This is a genomic window from Bacillus paranthracis (assembly GCF_001883995.1).
GTDB classification, from domain to species: domain Bacteria; phylum Bacillota; class Bacilli; order Bacillales; family Bacillaceae_G; genus Bacillus_A; species Bacillus_A paranthracis.
The window spans coordinates 62,769-84,470 of record NZ_MACE01000029.1 but is presented as its reverse complement, the minus strand read 5'-3'; the positions used below and the strand labels follow the sequence as shown (position 1 = coordinate 84,470).

At 36.1% G+C, this 21,702-nt stretch carries 19 protein-coding genes, 1 pseudogene and 1 other annotated feature; of the genes and pseudogenes, 2 read left to right on the top strand and 18 right to left on the bottom strand.

The window, feature by feature from the left end; all coding sequences use genetic code 11:
* Window positions 1–6: 6 nt before the first annotated feature.
* Window positions 7–235 (bottom strand) — a binding site (T-box leader).
* A gap of 31 nt (window positions 236–266) precedes the next feature.
* From ytxC to BAQ46_RS30650, 13 genes and pseudogenes are all read right to left on the bottom strand, one after another.
* Window positions 267–1,148, bottom strand: a complete 882-nt coding sequence (gene ytxC, locus BAQ46_RS13260; RefSeq protein WP_000569618.1) for a putative sporulation protein YtxC — start codon at window positions 1,146–1,148, stop codon at window positions 267–269.
* A 279-nt stretch (window positions 1,149–1,427) separates the two neighbouring features.
* Window positions 1,428–2,366 (bottom strand): primosomal protein DnaI, encoded by a 939-nt coding sequence (gene dnaI / locus BAQ46_RS13255; RefSeq protein ID WP_000400101.1) that lies wholly within the window; start codon window positions 2,364–2,366, stop codon window positions 1,428–1,430.
* Window positions 2,367–2,399: 33 nt separating this feature from the next.
* Window positions 2,400–3,806, bottom strand: coding sequence for a replication initiation and membrane attachment family protein (locus BAQ46_RS13250; protein WP_000415042.1), 1,407 nt, complete (start codon window positions 3,804–3,806; stop codon window positions 2,400–2,402).
* A 126-nt stretch (window positions 3,807–3,932) separates the two neighbouring features.
* Window positions 3,933–4,394 (bottom strand): transcriptional regulator NrdR, encoded by a 462-nt coding sequence (nrdR, locus tag BAQ46_RS13245; protein WP_001203687.1) that lies wholly within the window; start codon window positions 4,392–4,394, stop codon window positions 3,933–3,935.
* Window positions 4,395–4,674: 280 nt separating this feature from the next.
* The gene (gene speD / locus BAQ46_RS13240) at window positions 4,675–5,058 is read right to left on the bottom strand and encodes an adenosylmethionine decarboxylase (protein WP_002003660.1); all 384 of its coding nucleotides are present in this window, start codon (window positions 5,056–5,058) and stop codon (window positions 4,675–4,677) included.
* 389 nt (window positions 5,059–5,447) lie between these two features.
* On the bottom strand, window positions 5,448–6,476 hold the full coding sequence (locus BAQ46_RS13235) for a glyceraldehyde-3-phosphate dehydrogenase (RefSeq protein WP_000198972.1): 1,029 nt from the start codon (window positions 6,474–6,476) through the stop codon (window positions 5,448–5,450).
* Between the two features lie 109 nt (window positions 6,477–6,585).
* Window positions 6,586–7,188 carry a dephospho-CoA kinase gene (gene coaE / locus BAQ46_RS13230; RefSeq protein ID WP_000219295.1) on the bottom strand — a complete coding sequence of 201 codons (603 nt, stop codon included), beginning with the start codon at window positions 7,186–7,188 and terminating at the stop codon, window positions 6,586–6,588.
* Between the two features lie 53 nt (window positions 7,189–7,241).
* The gene (ytaF, locus tag BAQ46_RS13225) at window positions 7,242–7,874 is read right to left on the bottom strand and encodes a sporulation membrane protein YtaF (protein ID WP_000281751.1); all 633 of its coding nucleotides are present in this window, start codon (window positions 7,872–7,874) and stop codon (window positions 7,242–7,244) included.
* Between the two features lie 72 nt (window positions 7,875–7,946).
* Window positions 7,947–8,777, bottom strand: a complete 831-nt coding sequence (mutM, locus tag BAQ46_RS13220; RefSeq protein WP_001114483.1) for a DNA-formamidopyrimidine glycosylase — start codon at window positions 8,775–8,777, stop codon at window positions 7,947–7,949.
* A 12-nt stretch (window positions 8,778–8,789) separates the two neighbouring features.
* A complete protein-coding gene (polA, locus tag BAQ46_RS13215) occupies window positions 8,790–11,423 on the bottom strand; it encodes a DNA polymerase I (RefSeq protein ID WP_000412813.1) in 2,634 nt (877 codons plus the stop codon).
* Between the two features lie 285 nt (window positions 11,424–11,708).
* Window positions 11,709–13,472 (bottom strand): sensory box histidine kinase PhoR, encoded by a 1,764-nt coding sequence (gene phoR, locus BAQ46_RS13210; protein ID WP_001032115.1) that lies wholly within the window; start codon window positions 13,470–13,472, stop codon window positions 11,709–11,711.
* A complete protein-coding gene (gene phoP / locus BAQ46_RS13205; RefSeq protein ID WP_001065225.1) occupies window positions 13,465–14,184 on the bottom strand; it encodes a two-component system response regulator PhoP in 720 nt (239 codons plus the stop codon). The genes phoR and phoP overlap by 8 nt, the downstream gene beginning before the upstream one ends.
* Before the next feature lie 155 nt (window positions 14,185–14,339).
* Window positions 14,340–14,586, bottom strand: a pseudogene (locus BAQ46_RS30650) (hypothetical protein).
* A gap of 100 nt (window positions 14,587–14,686) precedes the next feature.
* Between BAQ46_RS30650 and BAQ46_RS31370 the strand changes: the two are divergent.
* Entirely contained in the window at window positions 14,687–14,818 is a 132-nt protein-coding gene (locus BAQ46_RS31370) for a hypothetical protein (protein ID WP_084638329.1), read from the top strand.
* A 56-nt stretch (window positions 14,819–14,874) separates the two neighbouring features.
* Here the strand turns inward: BAQ46_RS31370 and BAQ46_RS13195 are convergent, their stop codons facing one another.
* The 5 genes from BAQ46_RS13195 to BAQ46_RS13170 all read right to left on the bottom strand — a co-directional run bounded on the left by BAQ46_RS13195 (window position 14,875) and on the right by BAQ46_RS13170 (window position 19,973).
* On the bottom strand, window positions 14,875–15,348 hold the full coding sequence (locus tag BAQ46_RS13195) for a MaoC family dehydratase (RefSeq protein WP_000914178.1): 474 nt from the start codon (window positions 15,346–15,348) through the stop codon (window positions 14,875–14,877).
* A 216-nt stretch (window positions 15,349–15,564) separates the two neighbouring features.
* Entirely contained in the window at window positions 15,565–16,503 is a 939-nt protein-coding gene (mdh, locus tag BAQ46_RS13190) for a malate dehydrogenase (RefSeq protein ID WP_000153232.1), read from the bottom strand.
* 19 nt (window positions 16,504–16,522) lie between these two features.
* Complete coding sequence (gene icd, locus BAQ46_RS13185) at window positions 16,523–17,815, bottom strand: NADP-dependent isocitrate dehydrogenase (protein WP_000206898.1); 1,293 nt, start codon at window positions 17,813–17,815, stop codon at window positions 16,523–16,525.
* Window positions 17,816–17,975: 160 nt separating this feature from the next.
* The gene (citZ, locus tag BAQ46_RS13180) at window positions 17,976–19,124 is read right to left on the bottom strand and encodes a citrate synthase (protein WP_000503660.1); all 1,149 of its coding nucleotides are present in this window, start codon (window positions 19,122–19,124) and stop codon (window positions 17,976–17,978) included.
* 387 nt (window positions 19,125–19,511) lie between these two features.
* On the bottom strand, window positions 19,512–19,973 hold the full coding sequence (locus BAQ46_RS13170; RefSeq protein ID WP_000625507.1) for a DUF441 domain-containing protein: 462 nt from the start codon (window positions 19,971–19,973) through the stop codon (window positions 19,512–19,514).
* Between the two features lie 419 nt (window positions 19,974–20,392).
* Here BAQ46_RS13170 and ytvI point away from each other — a divergent pair, with 419 nt between their 5' ends.
* The gene (ytvI, locus tag BAQ46_RS13165) at window positions 20,393–21,511 is read left to right on the top strand and encodes a sporulation integral membrane protein YtvI (RefSeq protein WP_001081397.1); all 1,119 of its coding nucleotides are present in this window, start codon (window positions 20,393–20,395) and stop codon (window positions 21,509–21,511) included.
* Window positions 21,512–21,702 lie beyond the last annotated feature (191 nt).

The window sequence follows — 21,702 nt, the reverse complement described above, 5'->3', positions numbered from 1 at the left end:
CCCGTAAAAAGGGACGAGTGTTGAATTCGTGGTTCCACCCTTGTTCCAATTAACATAATTGTTAATTGCTCAAGTTCAACATAACGGTGTTGTCCGTTAGCAATTACTAGAAAAACCGTTCACTGCTAAAGTTTAGAGGTGGTAAGTAATAATCCCGTACTAGGAAGCTCACACCCTAAGGCTTCCCTCTCTGAAAATCGTAGAAAACTACTCATGTCCTCATCATGACATTTCAATATATTTCATTTATGTAGGTAATTATATGCTCAAAAACTTAGAAAATCAAGGGCGTTACCTTTATTTTTTAAATTTTTCACATTGCGCTCAAACTCATGTAATCCATGTAATTGTACCCGTTCTTGAAATACATTTCGCAAAGTAATAATCATATTATGGTCTTGTTCTTTCGTATACAAATAAATTTTTTTCGGCGAAATAGAAAGAAGTGGTGCAATTACTTTCGTATCAATATATACATCCTTTTGTTTTAATAAGTCTTCATCTATATATTGAACCAATTTCTCTTGTTTTAAACGTCTACCTTTATCATCATAGAAAATAAAACTTTCATCAAAAATAAGATGTACACATGACAAACGTGATTTCCGGCTACGGACTTGTTGCCGGAGCGTCTCAATAAACATTTGATATTCTTGTTCTAACTTATACTCATCAATTGCCACTTCAGCAAGCTTAGCTACCATTTCCCTATATGTACGAAGACGAAAACGAACATATGATGAAAACGAGAATGAAAGCGGATCACAAAGCCAGTTATTTAAAGAGGATTTAATATATGATTCAAATGTGTGACGTGTTAATTCACGAGCAATTCCTTTTCTTCTTCCTTTTAAAATCTCTTGTGCCATATGCAATATTTGATGGCACTCTTCCTCTTCTTCATAAAAAAACTTCTCTTTTAAGATTGTATATATCCACTCATTTTGTTTCACATTCACAATGAAATATACCATTACTGGCAATAAAATCTTTTCAATATAATTTGATTCACATACTGGTATGTGAATCACCACTTTTTGTTCCTGTAAATACACACTCGTTTCCTTATATAACAGTTCCGCTCTTTTCAATAGTTGTCTATATACGTGCATAGCATCATTTTTTTCTTCGAAGCAAATTTCAATCACTTTTGTCCCCCCTTTTATCCCTGCTCTAAAGGACTGTATCTATACGTTACAAATCCTATAAGAGTCCGTCCCGCGTGAAAGTTCACTCTTAGTAGAATTACATTTCTTATCGTTAGAAAATCCACTCGATATGGCTTGCTAATTTTATATATATTAAGGGAGGGAGAAAAAAATGATACAAGCTACTAGGAATTTTCAATAAGAACTTTTCATTTTATCATTCGGCTACTTTAAAAAGCGTTTAACTACAAAAGAAGAGCAAGCTTCTCAGCTTGCTCTTTACTTATGACGACGGTTTTTCCCGCCAATCGGAATTGGTTTCGCCAAATATTTAATTCGCTCCATAATACGAGCTGCTTTCATTTCTTCCGCTTCACCGCGCTGCGTATATGTTAAATGATGTTCTAGTTGTTTAAAATCAAAGTTAGACGTAAAGAACGTCGGTAAGTTTTCTAACATACGGAATTGCAAAATTGCACCGAGTACATCATCACGCACAAAGCTTGACATCGCTTCTGCTCCAATATCATCTAACATTAAAACTTGTACGCGTTTCACCGCATCAATCTTTTCCCCAATCGAATTATCTTGAATTGAACTTTTAATTTCACGTAAAAATTCAGGGAAATATACGAGCATTGAACTTATTTTCTTTCGAGCAAGCTCATTCGCAATTGCTCCTAATAAATACGTTTTCCCTACACCAAATTTACCGTACAAATATAAACCTTGTACTTTTTTACCAGGTTCATATGTACTTAAAAATTCATTAGCTGCACCAATTGCATCAATACGCGCATCTAAATCTGAAGGGTCTAAGTTTTCCATCGTTGCTTGTAAAATATCAGTTGGCATATATACACTTTGAACGAGCTTTTCATATTTCTTCCTCTCGTCATATGCTACTTTTCTAACGCAACGATCATATTGAATATCAATCATCTTCCCTTGGATAACGAGCTTTGGCTCATATCCTTGCAGCATGTTTTTACACGAACCTAGATCCGGACAATCCGCGCAACCTACACTTTGTCCAATATATTCGTATAATTTCACAAGACTGCGTTCAATCATAGACGTTGTTACTTCCCCTTTATGTTCGTCTATAAATTCTTTCACACGCGGATGTGCCATTACTTCCGCCTTTAATACTTCATATCTATTTTTAAAATTTTCATTTTCCATTAACTTTGCAAATGAATTTTGAATATGCTCCATTTTCTCACCTCAAAGAGCGTTCATTCTCTTCTATTAATCACGCTTATATTTTTTTAACACTTCTTCTAATCGTTTTCGTTCGTCCTCTAACGTACTCGCACCTTTTTCAGCACTTACATCTTTTTTCACAGTTTCTTTCTCTTGTTCTTTCGGCTCTTCTTTCAACCAATCTGGTACCATTTCTTTTCGTACCGTTTTCTTCGACGTACGGCCTTTCTTCTTCGTCTCAGCCCATTCTTGATATTGACGGTTTTCTTCTTTCGCTAACGCCATTGCTTCAGCTACTGTGCCGACCTTTTTACGTGCCCAATGTCCAGCAATCTTCTCCACATACGTTTTCGCAAGTTTCATATCTGAGCGTAGCATAACGTAATAAATAAGTACATTCACAACACCTGGTGTTAACTTTTGATTCATCATTACATCTTCAACGATTTGCAAGTCAGCCTTCGTTGCCTCTGCACCGCCAGAGATTTCTTTCAATAGTTGTTTTGGTGAGATTTCCTCTAACTGTTTGATTAACATCTCTTCTTGCGTAGAAGGCTCTTTTTCTTTCATCATACGTGCAGCGTGAGGCTGTACTCTTTCACTTAATACAGGTAACGCTTGGCCGTTTTCGAACTGATACCAATCACGCGCTCCTTTTCTAAGCCTTTCGATATCAATTGTCTGCAGCTCTGTCACCGCACCAAGAACGATATTTTGCATCGATAACACATCTACATCATACACGTAAGCAAGTGTAATGACACATTCTCGCACTTGATCTGTAATCGCCTTTTTAGGAACAAGAGCGGACAAGCCATCTACAAATAAGGAGAAATCAAAGAAATCATTCCAAACTTTTGGAGCGTCTCCCTTTTCATTACTTGGCATAGCTGTCGTTTTTGGAATACGAAGGTCTTCTTGCGCATGCTCAAGCTGCCCTGGATTAAACGAACCAAACACATCATTAAAAGAACGCGTAACATTTTCATAAGATGCAAAATCAAATTCTTCTTCTAAGAAATAATGCTTTACTTGATTATATTTTGTCCGACTCAATCGATTGTATAAAAAGATACTTAAAACAATATCATCAAAAAACTGCTTCGGAGATAAAGGTGGTTGCAGCTCATATATAAACATTCGAATATCTTTTTCTTTCTTAATATATACTTTCAAAAGTCCAATTGCCTCTAACTTTACTCGTTCCTCATATACTTCAGGAAGCTGCATTTGCATGGTCACCATAAGGGAATGATGCGTATTCTCTTTTCCAAATACACGATCTTGTTCTAACTCTCCCCATAGCGTCATGTACAAGCTAAAAGCTCTACTACCTATTAACGGCTGATATAACATCGTTAACACTTTTCGGTCGTAATTATGCAATAATCCTTTCGCACTTACTTTATAACGATCAATCGGCAATAGCTCCATCCATGACTGTTTTTCCATTCTTGCTTTCCTTTCTCTCATCCAATCTTCACTATATAATTTATTAGCGAAAAAGAGCTATTAGCTTTCGCTTCTAGCTCTCTTATCTCATTACTTACGGTATGTAAAGAGAATACGATACAGATTCTACTCTCTTTCTTTTTGCAGTATATCTTTTAATTCTTCAATAAATACATTTAAATCTTTAAATTGGCGATATACAGAAGCAAAACGCACGTAAGCAACATCATCGATATCACGTAGTTCTTCCATAACAATTTCACCAATCATATCACTTTTCACTTCTGATATACCTAAATTACGAAGTTCACGTTCCACACTTTGAGTCACTTCTTCTAATTGTCTTAAAGATACTGGTCTTTTTTCACACGCTTTAATTAAGCCACGTAAAATCTTTTCTTTATTAAACTCTTCTCGTGTTCCTTCTTTTTTTACAACGATAAGAGGTGACTCTTCCACTCTTTCAAATGTCGTAAAGCGGCTTAAACAGCTTTCACACTCTCTCCTTCTTCGAATAGAGCGCCCCTCGTCTACCGGACGCGAATCTAACACTCTTGTACCATTATGAGAACAGGATGGACAACGCAATATATTCACTCCTTTACACTATACTCTTTATTTTTTCTCTACTTACTTCATCTGACAATATATATACATTATTATATAACTCATTTTAACTCTCTTACCACTTTAAGTTTAAGCGCATTATTATCTCGTTTAAAAAAATACGATGATAGATGCGTTGTTAACTTATTCGTAAGAGCTCCATTTATTCAACTAACGAGTACATTATATTTTCCCTTTTTTATAAACTAAAAAAGAGGTGCATTATACACCTCTTTACATTTTAAATCAATTATGTTCTTTTTTAAAGAGCTTTTGTTTCTCTCTGCTTAATTTCGAAGCTACCAGTGCCTCGAGGAAGCTCGATGCTCTCACGCGTTTTCGCGTTTAAACCTTCTGCAATATATTCTGCAGCAACATTTGGATCAATACGATCCCCACAAGTATAAACATCAATACTTGCGTAACCGTGCTCCGGAAAGCTATGAATTGTTAAATGTGATTCCGAGATAATTACTACTCCACTTACACCTTGTGGTGCAAATTTATGGAAAGCAACCTCACGCACTTCAGCACCAGCTCTTAGTGCTGCATCCACAAATAATTGTTCAATATACGGCATGTCATTAAGCTTGTCGAAATCGCAATCCCAAAGTTCAGCGATCACGTGACGACCCATCGTATCCATAGTATCCATTCTACAGTTCCCCCTTGTAAATTTATTCTAACTGTTCGAATTGAAAACTAATTTGCAATTTGGCTTGCTCCACTACCACGGGGGAAAGTTAGTCCAGAGAGGTCCTAACCCTTTAAGTAGTGACTACGTACCTCAGCTCTTAAGTTTACGAGTGTTAGTATACTTTGTTTATTTTCATTTTGCAACAACAGTTTTTTCGATTTTCTGTCATATTTTCCTCTTTACTTTTCCCTAAAAAAAATAAATGATTCACAAATACAGTAACCCCAACGTTTCGTGGTATGTCCACTTTCAAAAATATACTCCTATAATTTTTTTCCTTTTCAGAAAAAAATAAAAAAAAGAGGGCAAATCTTCCACTTGCCCTCTCCCTTATTCACTTAAATATGTTGCACATTTTCTTGCTTCGCTAATTCGTCAACAACTAACGTTACAAGATCTACAACACGACGAGAGTAGCCCCACTCGTTATCATACCAAGCCAGCACTTTCACTTTACGATCACCCATTACCATTGTAGATAAACCATCAATGATAGCTGAGTGTGTATTTGTATTAAAGTCAATAGATACTAAAGGCTCTTCGCTGAATTCTACAATGCCTTTTAACGCACCGTTTGCAACAGTTTTGAATGCATCGTTAATAGCTTCAACTGTCACATCACGTTTTACATCTACTACTAAGTCAACAAGAGACACGTTTGGTGTTGGTACACGAAGTGCCATACCGTGAAGTTTTCCATTTAAATGCGGAAGAACTTTTGCTAGCGCTTTCGCAGCACCTGTCGTTGTCGGAATAATTGATTGTCCGCAAGCACGTGCTCTTCTTAAATCTTTATGTGGGTTATCAATATTTTTTTGGTCATTTGTATAAGCGTGAACTGTCGTCATTAAACCGTTTTCAATTCCAAACTGCTCATCTAACACCTTCACAACAGGTGCTAAACAGTTTGTTGTACAAGATGCATTTGAAATAACAGTATGTTTTGTAATATCTAATTGGTCTTCGTTCACACCTACTACAATTGTTACATCTTCATTTTTACCAGGCGCTGTTAAAATAACTTTTTTCGCTCCAGCTTCAACGTGAAGAATTGCTTTTTCTTTTGAATTAAATTTACCAGTTGCTTCAATTACAACTTCAACACCTAAATCTGTCCAAGGCAATTCCTTTGGATCGCGGTTGTTTAAAAGGCGAATCATTTTCCCATCAACTAATAAGTGATCTTCAAATGCTTCTACTGTTCCGTCAAACTTGCCGTGAACTGTATCATATTTAATTAAATGTGCTAACGTTTCAGATGGATAGCTTGCATTGATTGCTACAATTTCGAATGCGCTTTCTTTTATTGCCTGACGAAATACCATTCTCCCAATACGTCCAAATCCATTAATTGCCACACGAGTCATAATATGTTATCCCCCTTGAATGCGTTATACTATTTATCTCCAATCCCAATAATAGTATAACACAAAAAGGGGATATGTCACTAAGCATTTTCATTAATTTCACAATTTTTTAGTCAATAATGTTCCATTTCTTTAAAATCCCCTGTAATTGTGTTTTCGTTCCCATAATTGTGCCATCATTATTTATCACTTCATCTGCATGTTTCACTTTTTCTTCTAACGGCATTTGAGATTGAATACGAGCTGTCGCTTCTTCTTCTGAAAAATTATTTCGCTTCATTAAACGTTCTAATTGCGTATGTGGCTTAACTGCTACAACTAAAACGCGGTCAACGAGACTTGTTAATTTACTTTCAAATAAGAGAGGAATATCTAACACAACCGCTTGCATACCTTCTTTTATGTACATTTCCTTTTGCCTATTCATTTCCTCACGCACTGCAGGATGAACAATTTTGTTTAACTGCAATCGTTTCTCTTCATTATAGAAAACGACACTTCCTAGTTTTGGACGATCTAGTTCTCCATCTTCTTGTAATACTTCTGTTCCAAACACTTCTACAATTTTGTTATATGCTGGCTTTCCTCGTTCTACAACTTCTCGCGCAATAATATCTGCATCAATAACTGGTATATTTAGCTCGCGAAACATTTGAGATACTGTACTTTTTCCGCTTGCAATACCTCCCGTTAATCCAATTACTACTGTCATCATATAATCCTCCTCATAATAAAAGGCGCGAAACTAATGTTCCACGCCCGTACTTACATTTTCCAAATTCCAATAATAATGAGTAATACCCCAGGCAGGAATGTAAATTTTTGCAACCATTTCATATTTGATAAAACCGTTCCAAGTTTCATTCCAATAAATAAAAACAAAGAACTCATCACTGCAACTAATATCGCCATCATAGCAGGTGCATACCCTAATAAAGATGCACCAATTCCAGCACCAAATGAATCTACAGAAAGAGCGATACCAAGAAGTAACGCTTCTCCTGCAGAAATGGTGCCTGATTTATCGAAATCTGCTACAGTCGGTTTCCGTAAAATTTGAATGACTAACCCAAGCGAGGCAATCTCTAATTTCCATACCTTCTCCTCTTGCTTCGGTTCTTCTTTTTTCTCACTTCGAAAAAATTGGTATAATACCCAAATCCCTATTCCAATAAGAACAAGCCCACCGATACGCGTTGCGATAACAGGTGAAAATACTTTCGCGATCATATGTCCAATTCCCATTGAAACAAGCATAACAGCCGCTGAACACATCCCGATAATTACAATTGATCTTAGTGGAATTCTTACGCTTCTTAAACCATATGTTAGCCCTACACTACAGCTATCTAAGCTTAATGTAAAAGCTAATAAAATAAGAGATAAATAAAGGTACATCGGTAAGCTCCTCCCTTATACATAGCTCTGCTGTATGTATATGACAAATGCCTATCCGATGTTATCTCTTTTCTATATTCTTGGCTGACAAATTGGGCAGTAATGCGTTCCTCTTCCACCAACAACTGTTTTTTCTAATATCGTACCGCAAGTCACACACGGTTCTCCTTTTTTTCCATATACATTTAGAAGTTCTTGGAATGAGCCAATTTGCCCTTGTGAGTTGATATACGTTCGAATTGTACTTCCGCCACGCTTCACTGCTTCGCCTAACGTTGTAACAGTCGCCTCATAAATTCGCTCAATTTCTTCTACTGTTAAAGACGACGCTTCTCGTTCTGGATGAATTTGAGAACGGAATAAAACTTCATCTACATATATATTTCCAAGTCCTACTAAAAGACGCTGGTCTAACAATACAACTTTTATTTTACGATTTGTCTTTTGCAATCTCTCTTGTAAATACTGTGGTGTCAATTCAGCATCAAATGGCTCCGGACCTAAGTCAGCAAGAGGCATTTGATTCATTTCCTCACCTTTTTTAAAGAGATGCATCGTACCAAACTTTCTCACATCTTTATAATGTAATTCAGTTCCATCTGTAAATAAGAAACGGACGTGCGTATGCTTATCAATTGGCTCATCCTCTTGATGCAGTAAAAACTTACCTTCCATACGCAAATGTGAAACAATGACATAATTTGTTACATATAAAAGCAAAAACTTTCCTCTTCGCTTTATATTTTCAATCGTCTCGCCTTTTAGCATTTCTTTAAAGATTTCTGCATCATCCGGTCGTTTTACGATTTTCGGATAAGTAACAATAACATCTTCAATCGTTTTTCCTGTTACAAGATTTTCAAGTGTCCGTCTGACGTTTTCAACCTCTGGTAATTCAGGCATTTCATCACTTCCTTATTTTGCGTCGTACCAAGTTGGACCGTAAGAATAATCAACTTTCAACGGAACTGCGAGTTCAATTGCATGCTCCATTACTTCTGGTACAAGCTTCTCTAATTTTTCAATTTCTTCTTTTGGTGCTTCAAATATTAATTCATCGTGTACTTGCAATAGAAGACGCGCTTGTAATCCTTCTTCTTCTAAACGATCTGCCATAATAATCATCGCTTTTTTAATAATATCTGCTGCAGTACCTTGAATTGGTGTATTCATAGCTGTACGCTCAGCAAAGCTACGCAAGTTAAAATTACGACTCGTAATTTCCGGAATGTAACGGCGGCGATTTAATAATGTAGCTACATATCCTTTTTGTTTCGCATCTTTTACGATGTCATCCATGTATTCTTGTACACCAGGGAAACTTTCTAAATACTTTTCAATAAATTCCGCTGCTGCTTTTCTTGTAATTCCTAAGTTTTGTGAAAGACCATAATCACTAATACCATACACAATTCCGAAGTTAACAGCTTTCGCTTGTCGTCTCATATTTGAAGTTACTTCATCTTTTTCAACGCCAAATACATCCATAGCTGTTTTTGTATGAATATCCATGTCATGTTGGAACGCGTCGACTAGCCCTTTATCATTTGCAATATGAGCTAATACACGAAGTTCAATTTGTGAATAATCCGCTGCGTACATAATCCATCCTTCTTCTGATGGAACGAATGCCTGACGAATCTTTCTTCCTTCTTCTAATCGAATCGGGATATTTTGTAAGTTTGGATCCGTTGAACTTAATCGGCCCGTTTGCGTTAATACTTGATTGAAACGAGTATGGATTTTAGATGAATCTTCATGTACAACTTTTAATAAACCTTCAATATAAGTTGAATTTAGTTTCCCTAATTGACGGTAATGTAAAATGTTTGGAATAATTTCATGGTGATCCATCAGCTTGTCTAGTACATCAGCTGACGTAGAATAACCTGTTTTCGTCTTCTTAATAACCGGTAAGTTTAAATTCTCAAACAGAATAACACCAAGCTGCTTCGGTGAATTAATATTAAATTCTGTTCCCGCCAGCTTATAAATTTCCTGTTCCATTTCCTTTAATCTACCTGCAAGTTCTTCTCCCATATTACGAAGACGTTCTGTATCAACTTTTACACCTTTTACTTCCATATCAGCTAATACACGTGCAAGTGGTAATTCTAACTCTGTAAACAGTTCATATTGCTCATTCTTTTCTAACTCTTCAACGAATGTTTGCTTCACATCATATAATACATGCACTTTACGAGCTACATGCTCCGCTACTATCTCTAACTCTGGAACAGCACGCTTCGCACCTTTTCCGTAAACTTCTTCATCAGATTTCACAGCATGTGTTTCTTTCATTTTCGCTACAGTACGGAAATCTTTATCTGTATCAGCCGGGTCAAGTAAGTAAGCAGCAATTAATAGATCAAAGTCAATCCCTTGCATATCTATACCGTTCCATTTCAGTGCAACGATCGCACGCTTCGCATCAAATGTATACTTTCTCATTTCTCCATCTGCAAGCCACTCTTTAAAAGCATCTGACTTAAGTGCAATGTCTGTCTGAATAAAGTAACATCCGTTTTCATTTTGAATACCGAAACCTTGAATATCTGCTTTATGATAATTATCTTCTTGTACTTCAACGATAAGCGCACTATCTTGCTGAAGCATTTCTTCTGTAACTTCTTCCACAATATCAAATGTAATATCATCTAATTCAGCTGGAGCCGTTTCTTCTGGAGTAACACCTAATTTATTTAAAAGAGATGTGAATCCTAAATTCTCGAACATTGGAATGACATCACTTGGCTCATATCCTTTATACTCCATATCATCCACATGCACAGTAATCGGTGCGTCTGTAATAATCGTTGCAAGATCTTTACTCATAAGAGCTTGGTCTTTATTTGCTTCCAGCTTTTCTTTTAATTTCTTCCCGCTTACTTGATCTATATTTTCATACACTTCTTCAACCGTTCCAAACTGTGTTAACAATTTAATCGCAGTTTTTTCACCAACTCCTGGTACACCTGGAATATTATCTGATTGGTCTCCCATTAAACCTTTCATATCGATAATTTGCTTCGGTGATAAGCTGTATTTCTCAAATAAAGCTTCTTTCGTATATTCATCTACTTCCGTAATCCCTTTTCGAGGAATACATACAAGCGTGTTATCAGAAACAAGTTGAAGTAAATCTTTATCTCCTGAAATAACTTTTACACTAGCTCCTTGTTCACTCGCTTCTTTCGCTAGCGTTCCCATAATGTCATCCGCTTCATAATTTTCTAATTCATAACGCGGTACATTGAATGCATCAAGCATCTCACGAATAAATGGGAATTGCTCTGATAACTCAGGCGGAGTCTTTTGACGTCCTCCTTTATACTCACTATACGTTTTGTGACGGAACGTTGTTTTACCCGCATCAAATGCAACTAACATATGCGTCGGTTTTTCTTCCTCTAATATTCTCATTAACATCATTGTAAAACCGTAAATTGCGTTCGTATGTATACCTTTGTCGTTATTTAAAAGCGGTAGTGCAAAGAAAGCACGATACGCGATATTATTACCATCTACTAATACGACCTTTTTTTCCAAATCAGAAACCTCCCCATACAAATTTGAAATGATTTTTTTCACAGAAAAAAACCGTTTCTTTCCTCTCTCTATATTAACATGACTAATAGAGAGAAGAAAAATAACGGTTATTTTCTTTCATATATAAAACAGACTTATATTGGCATAAAGGGAAGTGACGAGAATAGCTTAACTATTCTCGTCCAAAATTACTCCTTGGATGAAGGGGTTTTCATGTATTATATTAACAGAGCTTTATTAATATTTAATTAAGCCATTGTTAATATATTGTAAACATCCTTCATCCTATTTTTCAGTTGCTGATTTTGGTAAAACAACTGTAAAGGTTGTCCCTTCTCCTACTTCACTATCCACTGTAATCGTACCGTGATGGGCCTCGACTAAATGCTTTACGATTGATAACCCAAGACCTGTACCACCAGTATTTCTACTCCTCGCTTTATCCACTCGGTAAAAGCGTTCAAAAATACGTGGAATTTCATCTTTACTAATACCAATTCCAGTATCCGACACTTTTATATAAGCATTATATTTATCTTCTGCTAATTCTACAGAAACAACGCCTCCAGCCGGTGTATATACGATTGCGTTATTCATTAAATTAATAAAGATTTGCTGCAAACGACTTGGATCTCCAATGACAGAGACACGTTTTAATGCATTTACTTGTAAAGAGATTTCTTTTTCTCCCGCTTTATTATCAAGCACCATATGAATATCTTCAAGAAGTCCCTTCATATCAACGGTACCCATATTCAATTTAAATCCTTGTTGCTCAATCTTTGATAAATCTAATAAATCTTCAATTAATCCTTGCATACGTTCACTTTCTTTTAAAATAATGTGCAAGAAATGTTCGCAGAATTTTTTATTATCCATAGCACCGTCTAAAAGTGTTTCTGAAAAACCTTTAATAGAAGTAATCGGCGTTTTTAGTTCATGAGAAACATTCGCTAAAAAGTCTTTTCTCATTTGTTCTAACTTTTTCAGCTCAGTAATGTCATGGAATACAAGGACAATCCCTTTCCATTCATGGTTCGTCCCGATAATCGGTGCTCCATATACCTCGAAATGCTTTCGCTCAATTCCAAGTGGCAATAACATTTGTTTGCGCACTTTCACTTCTGTCATAAAGATTTCTTCCACAAGCTCTATAATTTCCGGATGATGAAACGACTCATAATATAAACGATCTAAATATTCTTCATCTGTGACGTGGAAAGTTTCCTTATACGAACGGTTTACAAGGTTGATATAACCGCGGCTATCAATTAAAATCATTCCGCTTCCCATATTTTCAATTAACGTATGCAGACGATCTTGTTGCATTTCTTGCTCAAGTGTCATCTCTTGTAAATTACGAGCTAAAATATTAATCGCTTTACTTAACATTCCCGTTTCATCCGAATGACTTTCATAAGCGCGTGCTTTATAATTACCCTTCGCTAATTCGATGGCAACTTTCGTAACGGACTCAATCGGCCTAATATATTGCCCTGTAATTTTCATACCTAAAAATACGACTACAAGACACGCAATAACAAATCCGATAATTAATAATCCCCACGTTTTTTGATGAACGTCTTTCAAAGGCTCAATTGTGCTCTTCACAAAAATGTATCCTTGTTTCCCTGCTACATCTTGCACGAACACCGCATGGTAAAATTCATTATTTTGATCTGTTTCTTTCGTAATGACTTTATTTCTTTGTTTCGTTGTTTCAGAGGAAAGTTCTTTTATTATCCCTTGGCTAAAAGCAGACGGTTCTCCCCCGCTATATTGAACTTTCTTTTTCTCATCTACAAAGGCAATAGAAGCCTGAATTTTTTCTTCTAGCTTTTTAAATATATATGGATTTTTTAAAACATCATCAAAACCTTGTTCTTCTGCTAATACCGCAACATACTCTGTCTCTTTTACCATTCTCTCTTTCGCATGATCTATATAATAGTTTTCAAACACGGTTTCCAGCAATAAACCGAGTCCGACTAAAATAAAAACAATAAGAGAAACAAATGTAAAAAGAAGCCTGGAACGAAATTTATTCATCCCCTTTTGGCTCCTCTAATTTATATCCTAAACCACGTATCGTTTTAATGTACGTCGGTTTTTTCGTATTTTGTTCAATTTTATCGCGCAAATGGCTAATATGAACGTCAACAATTCGTGTATCACCAGCGAAATCATAATTCCATACAGCACTTAATAATTGATCACGCGTTAATACGCGACTTTTATTTTTCGCAAGATAAACAAGTAGTTCAAATTCTTTTGGTGTTAATTCAAGCTTTCTTCCTTGGAAATAAGCCTCATAAAACTCCGGTAAAATTTTAAGTTCAGCAATTGTAATGCTCTCTTCATCTGACGATTCTGTAACTTGCTCTTCTTGTTGTAATTTCGTACGGCGTAAAATTGCCTTCACACGCGCAACAACTTCCCTTGGGCTAAATGGCTTCGTCATATAATCATCCGCCCCAAGTTCAAGACCTAGCACCTTATCAAACTCATCATCTTTTGCTGTCAACATTAAAATCGGCGTCATAACGCGCTGCAATCGTAATTCTTTACATACTTCCATACCATCCATTTTTGGAAGCATTAAATCTAATATAATTAAATCTGGACGTTCTGTTGTCGCTTTTTGAAGCGCCATTTCTCCATCCATCGCTGTTATCACTTCAAAACCAGCTTGTTGTAAATTAAATTCGATTAAAGTTAAGATAAACTCCTCATCATCAACTACTAAAATACGATTGTTCATTCTTTTCCTCCAAGTTATAGACTTGAAACCTTCTTCATCCTAGTATTTTCCCCGTTATTCTCATCATACTAGAAAACAAGGTCCCTCTCAATATAATTGTCTATTCAAGGAACTCGTTTATACTACTGTTTCGTAATATAGAAGCATTTATACATTCATTCCTTCTCTACCAACGTTATCCAAACTTTATAGATGACCGCATCTTTTCCAAAGTGTTCTTCCGTATGAACTATCCACACTCTCTCCTGCGCTAAGAAAAAAGAAAGAGCATACGCGATTTTATAATCTAGCGTTTCATATCCATCAAATACTCTTCCATACATTTCATTTGCGCCCCCATCTGGCCCACACTTCAGCTTCTCTTATCGTATCCAAGGTAACGTCTTCCCTTTTCCATCTCATCTTAAAAATCACTCCTCTCATTGACTTAAATCATCAAATAAAGATATAGTAAATATTATTAATCCAAACATTCAAATATAAAAGATAAGGAGGTTCTATTATGCGACTATTACTACCTATTTTAACTTTAGTAGTAACATGTATTCTTACTTTTAACGCTCCAAGCTGGGATACGATTAAAACAGGGTGTTCAGATTTTGCTGAAGGGTTCGCACAAGGATTCTTTAACTAAAAATAGCGCTAGCTCCCTTATGAAAGGTATGCTAGCGCTATTCACATTTTCATGTTTTAAAAATTATCTAATGCTTTTTCCATAATAGAGACTGATTTGTAAGGTGGTGTTACTGTTAATGAGCCTTTCACAACAGTATCCCCTTTTTCATCATGAGCAGATACAAGCATATCAATTGTATGTTCCTCCTCAGAAACAGCCACAACTTCAAAGTGGATTTGTAACGTTTCATAATGGTGAACATGCTTCACGAACGTAAGGTCCTTTCTCGTAATATGACTACCTGGACCTGGTAAATATTTCGTAACTGCCGTTGTAATCATTCCAGTTAGCATAATGCTTGGTACAATCGGCTTTTCATACGGAGTTTGGGATGCGTAATCATGCTGAATATATAATGGATTGGCATCATTCGTTAACCCTAAGTACAATAACAAATCTTTATCCTCAATTTTTTCAGTGATAGATAATTTCTCTCCTACTGTAATTTCATCCATTTTACGACCAATTTGAACTTTTTTCTTTAACATGTTACAACCCCCTCCGATTTTTTCACCTTATTATCCTACTAAAAGCGATACTTGATCCGACATTTACTATGATGAGGGCAATGTATAGTATAAATCTACAGTTTCATTATAGGATATTACAAATGATAGCGTTTTCATGTTATTTCAAAAAAACATTTGTATAAATAGTAGAAAAAGATTCGGGGCCCCGAATCTTTTTCTACTTATATTTAATGATTAAACAAGAACCTTCATAACATTACGTACAGATTCTACAGAGCGATCTAACGCTTCTTTTTCATCTGCAAGAAGTTCTAATTCAATAATTTTTTCAATTCCGTTACCACCTAGAATTACTGGTACCCCTAAGTAAAGGTCACTATAACCGTATTCACCTTCAAGGTACGCAATAGCCGGTAATACACGGCGTTGATCTTTTAAGATTGCTTCTGTCATTTCAACTAAAGAAGCAGCTGGTGCGTAATATGCACTACCGTTTCCTAATAAGCCTACAATCTCGCCGCCACCTTTACGGGTACGTTCTACGATTGCTTCTAAACGCTCTTTCGGAATTAACGTTTCTAACGGAATGCCACCTGCATAAGAATAACGTACAAGAGGTACCATATCGTCACCGTGTCCACCAAGAACAAATCCTGTAATGTCTTTCACAGAAAGATTTAATTCTTGTGCGATGAATGTACGGAAACGAGCTGTATCTAATACGCCCGATTGACCGATAACACGCTCTTTCGGGAATCCAGCTTCTTTAAATACAGAATATGTCATTGCATCAACTGGATTTGTTAACACAACAATAATTGCATTTGGTGAATGTTTTGCAATGTCGCGCGTAATACTTTTCATAATTTTGGAGTTTGTTGCTACTAAATCATCACGGCTCATACCAGGCTTACGCGCAATACCTGCTGTAATCACAACAACGTCAGAATCAGCAGTATCTGCGTAATCAGATGTTCCAATAATGTTAGCATCAAAACCTTGTACTGGGCTCGCTTCTAACATATCTAACGCTTTCCCTTTTGTTGGATTTTCCAGCTGTGGAATGTCCACTAATACAACATCTGCAAGTTCTTTTTGTGCTAATAAGAATGCTGTTGTTGCTCCTGTAAATCCTGCACCGATGACTGAAACCTTCTTGCGTTTGATTGTCATAATTTACCCCCCGCTTTAATTATGCGTTTTTGATTATCGCTACATCCATGTTTTTAATAAGTTCATTAGCGAACTCAGAACATTTCACTTCTGTTGCACCTTCCATTAAGCGTGCGAAATCATAAGTTACTACTTTTGAAGCAATTGTTTTCTCAACTGAAGCAGTTACTAATTTCGCAGCTTCGTTCCATCCTAAGTGCTCTAATAATAATACACCAGAAAGAAGAACTGAAGATGGGTTTACTTTATCTAAACCTGCATATTTTGGAGCTGTACCGTGCGTAGCTTCAAAGATAGCATGTCCAGTTACATAGTTAATGTTTGCACCAGGTGCAATACCAATTCCACCTACTTGTGCAGCAAGTGCATCAGAGATGTAGTCTCCGTTTAAGTTCATTGTTGCAACAACATCGAACTCACGTGGACGAGTTAAAATTTGTTGTAAGAAGATGTCTGCAATAGAATCTTTTACGATGATTTTTCCAGCCACTTCAGCGTCTGCCATCGCTTTATTCGCTGCATCTTTGCCATCTTTCTCAACGATACGATCATATTCAGCCCAAGTAAATACTTTGTCGCCGAATTCTTGTTCCGCTACTTCGTAACCCCAGTTTTTGAAAGCACCTTCTGTAAATTTCATAATGTTTCCTTTATGAACTAATGTAACAGAAGAGCGTTTTTCGTTAATTGCATATTGAATTGCAGCACGAACAAGACGCTTTGTCCCTTCTTCTGAGATTGGTTTAATACCAATACCAGATGTTTCTGGGAAGCGGATTTTATTAACACCCATTGCTTCTTTTAAGAAAGCAAGAACTTTTTCTGCTTCTGGAGATCCTTGCGCATATTCAATTCCAGCATAAATGTCTTCTGTATTTTCACGGAAAATAACCATATCAGTATCTTCCGGACGTTTTACAGGTGAAGGAACACCTTCAAAATAACGAACTGGACGTAGACATACATATAAATCTAATTCTTGACGAAGTGCTACGTTTAGAGAACGAATACCACCGCCAACTGGAGTTGTAAGTGGACCTTTAATCGCGATTAAATATTCACGAATTAAATTTAAAGTTTCTTCTGGTAACCACTCGCCTGTTTGGTTGAATGCTTTTTCCCCTGCAAGCACTTCTTTCCAAACGATTTTCTTCTCACCATCATAAGCTTTTTCAACTGCTGCTTCTAGTACACGAGATGCAGCTGCCCAAATATCAGGACCAATTCCATCTCCTTCGATAAATGGAATAATCGGATTGTTTGGTACATTCATAACACCATTAGTTACAGTAATTTTTTCACCTGTCGTCAATGTGATAACCCCCATGTTTGAAATTTCATATGTATGAAACTGAGGGAATAACCCCTCAGTTCAAACCGTTAGTCAAATTAAAATATTCTAATCATTACATCTTTCCGAAAAAATCAGACTTTTGAAAGCGTATTTTCACTATCAAAATAGTGTTATTCGCTTATCGTTGTGCAATTGGAACATACACTTGATGTGTTGGTCCATTATAATCAGCACGCGGACGGATTAAACGGTTATTTTCATATTGTTCTAGAATATGAGCTAACCAGCCTGACATACGGCTAATTGCAAAAATAGGTGTAAATAAGTCATGGTCAATTCCTAAACAATGGTATACAGAAGCTGAATAGAAATCAACATTTGGTGGAAGACCTTTTTCTTTTGTTACAATGTCTTCAATTTTGATAGACATATTATACCATTTCTCTTCTCCTAAAAGCACGCATAATCTCTTAGACATTTCGCGTAAATGTTTTGCACGCGGATCACCCTGCTCATATACACGGTGGCCAAAGCCCATGATTTTCACTTTATTTTGAAGAGCATTATGAATATATGATTCTACATTTTCTTCTTCGCCAATTTCAGTTAACATCTTCATTACATTTTCATTTGCCCCACCGTGAAGAGGACCTTTTAACGCACCGATTGCTGCTGTAATGCCAGAATATACATCTGAAAGTGTAGCTACACAAACGCGTGCAGTAAATGTAGAAGCGTTTAACTCATGATCTGCGTGAAGTACAAGCGCCTTATCAAAAGCTTCAATTTCAACTTCATTTGGCTCGCGATCATTTAACATGTACAAGAAGTTTGCAGCTAATGATAAATCATTTCTAGGCTCAACAACATCTAAACCTTTACGGATTCTTGCGTAAGCAGCAACTAAAGTACCCACTTGAGCCTGTAATTTAACCGCTTTCAAATAATTGGACTTTTCATCCATAATTTCAGCGCTCTCATCGTATAATGATAGCATGGAAATTGCAGTTCGTAAAACAGACATCGGATGTGCGATTTTTAAATCTACTTGTTTCAAATATGCTAAAATCTCACCTGGAACTTTATAGTATTCCGATACAATCTCATTAAATTTCGCTAGTTCTTGCTCGTTAGGAAGCTTGCGATGCCATAATAAGTACACTACTTCTTCAAATGTAGCATTCTCAGCTAAATCATCAATATTATACCCAACATAAGTTAATGTATCATCAATAATAGAGCTCACAGATGATGTTGTTGCTACTACCCCTTCTAAACCTCGAATAACAGTCATGACATTCTCTCCTTTTCCTGAAAATTCTCCCAACCTTGCTTCTTATATCTATTTGCTCCCCTTTTGAATTATGAACGCCCGTTCACTCTTTAGGCAAGCAAAATGCACGATCATGCAAATTTGTTGCGATGTTCCCCTCTTATTGTCCATTGTCTACATGGAAAGCATGAGCGTGAATGTCTCCCCGAATCCTCACGCTCAAAACAACAAGTTAGTGAGGAAAATGAATTCCGAAGAGTTTTATGATAAAAACAACATAAAACAATATCATTATAAAATTGTTTTATGTTGTTTTTATTTTATCTGGTGTAAAGTCTCTGCTGTTATGTAACTTTTCAAAGTTTCTAATCCTATTATAAACAATTATCTGACTTTTGTGAACAGAAAGAATTCAAAAATTTTATATTACTATAAAATTCCTTATTTAAACATCTGTATAATACTCATTACTGCATAGGCAATTCCAGCCCCAATTAATGGACCTACAGCGACCCCATTAAATAAAGCAACTGCTATAATTGTCCCGAAAACGAGCGCAGTTGTAATATGAGGATCTGTCGTTAATAATTGTACGCCACCTTTTGCTAACAAAGCAACTGCTACCCCTGAAGCTAAAGCAATCCATGCATAATACGATTTCGCTGCTTCTCCAAGTTGCTTAAATCCTATTTCCCCCGTCGCAATCGGTACGAGTACTGCTATTGTAATAACCGTAACACCGAGGTTAATCCCTTTCGTTTGTAGATAAGGAAAGACTTTATCCCCTAGAAATGTAAATTTTAATAGAAATAACACACCAATAGCTACAGTAAGCGATTGGTTTTTCGCAATAAGTCCTATAATAAGTAGTATGAATAAAAATAACGTTGACTGACTAATCATGTTTGCACTTCCTTTCTGAAAATAATGAACTCATTTCCAAACAAAAATACCTTTAAACCTATCGTTATACATGCTATATCGATGCCTATTCAACATGAATCACTTCATTTTTTTACGCATTTTAAAATGACAAACTGAGACTTTCACCATCCAAATGTAAGCATGTATACATTTTAAAAAACGGGCGTCTCTCCTTTCTTTTCTAATTAGAAACAGGTAAAATAAAAAGAAGAGAAAATGAAGTTTTTACCATATAGTAGAAGCATCAACACCAAGCTTTCACAGTCACTCACATACTGAAAAAGCAGGAAAATCCATCATTCCACTATAACATAAAGTGAAACTTTAATCAGTGGGGCACACTCGTTATAAGTTGAACGAATTAGGATAATCCAAATTGGAATGGGAGGTATACATCTTTGAATCGAAACTTACTATATATGATATTGCGACTCGTATTTGTCATTGTAGCGACGGTAGCCGGGTTCTATGCATTACTATATATGTCAGGACTTATCTATCCTTTTATTATCGCTTTCGCATTTGCTTATTTAATTAATCCTGTCGTCAATTTCCTGAATCAAAAACTACAATTTCCTCGCGCACTCGCAGTACTCGTTAGCTTAATTCTCGTATTTGGAGCTATCGTCGGACTCGTTACATATCTTGTAACAGAAGCAATATCTGCCACAACATACTTACTACAACTTGTTACAGTAAAATTTCCGGATATCGTTGCATTCGCTCAGCAGTTTGCACTTAATCATATTATGCCTCTCTACGATGATTTAATCTCTAAATTTAATCATCTTGGGGAACCGCAGCGCTATACGATTACACAAAACATTCAAAACTTAGGAACCGAAGCAACGACGCAAATGAAAGAACTTTTAACCGCTATTATAAGCGGGTTAACAAATTTCATTAGTGCACTACCAACTACTTTAACTGTACTTGTATTCGTTTTATTAGCCACTTTCTTCATTAGTTACGATTGGCATCGTCTTGCTCAGAAAGTAAGAAAGTTTTTGCCCAACCGTGTTCATGGCTATGGAAAAACTATTTTTGTGGATTTAAGAAAAGCTTTATTCGGTTTTGTTAAAGCGCAACTTACACTCGTATCTATGACAACTGTTATTGTACTAATCGGACTTTTAATATTACGCGTACCATACGCCATTACTATCGCGATTATTACAGGGGTTGTAGATTTACTCCCGTATTTAGGAACAGGAGCTGTCTTCGTTCCTTGGGTTATATACGTATTTTTCACTGGCGACACTGCTTTTGCCATCGGTCTTCTCATTTTATATATCGTCGTGATTGTCCAAAGACAAATTATGGAGCCAAAGGTACTTTCATCTAATATCGGCCTTGATCCATTAGCAACACTGATTGCTCTATTTGTCGGCTTTAAGCTCTTTGGCTTCTTAGGATTAATCATCGGTCCAGTCACCTTAGTACTACTTAATACATTGCACAAAGCTCGTGTATTCCATGATTTGTGGAAATATATTAAAGGCTCACCTTCAAAATAATAGTTTCTAATTCATACACAACAAAAAACTTACATGTAATCAGTGGGAAATTCCCACTGATTATTCCTTGTACTTATTTTTCATACTCATTACATAAAACAAGAGAATTGCACTCAAAAAAGATAATTCTCTTGTTTTTTTGCATAAAAAACGCATATTTCGTGGTGTTTTTACATATTTATTCTATTAAT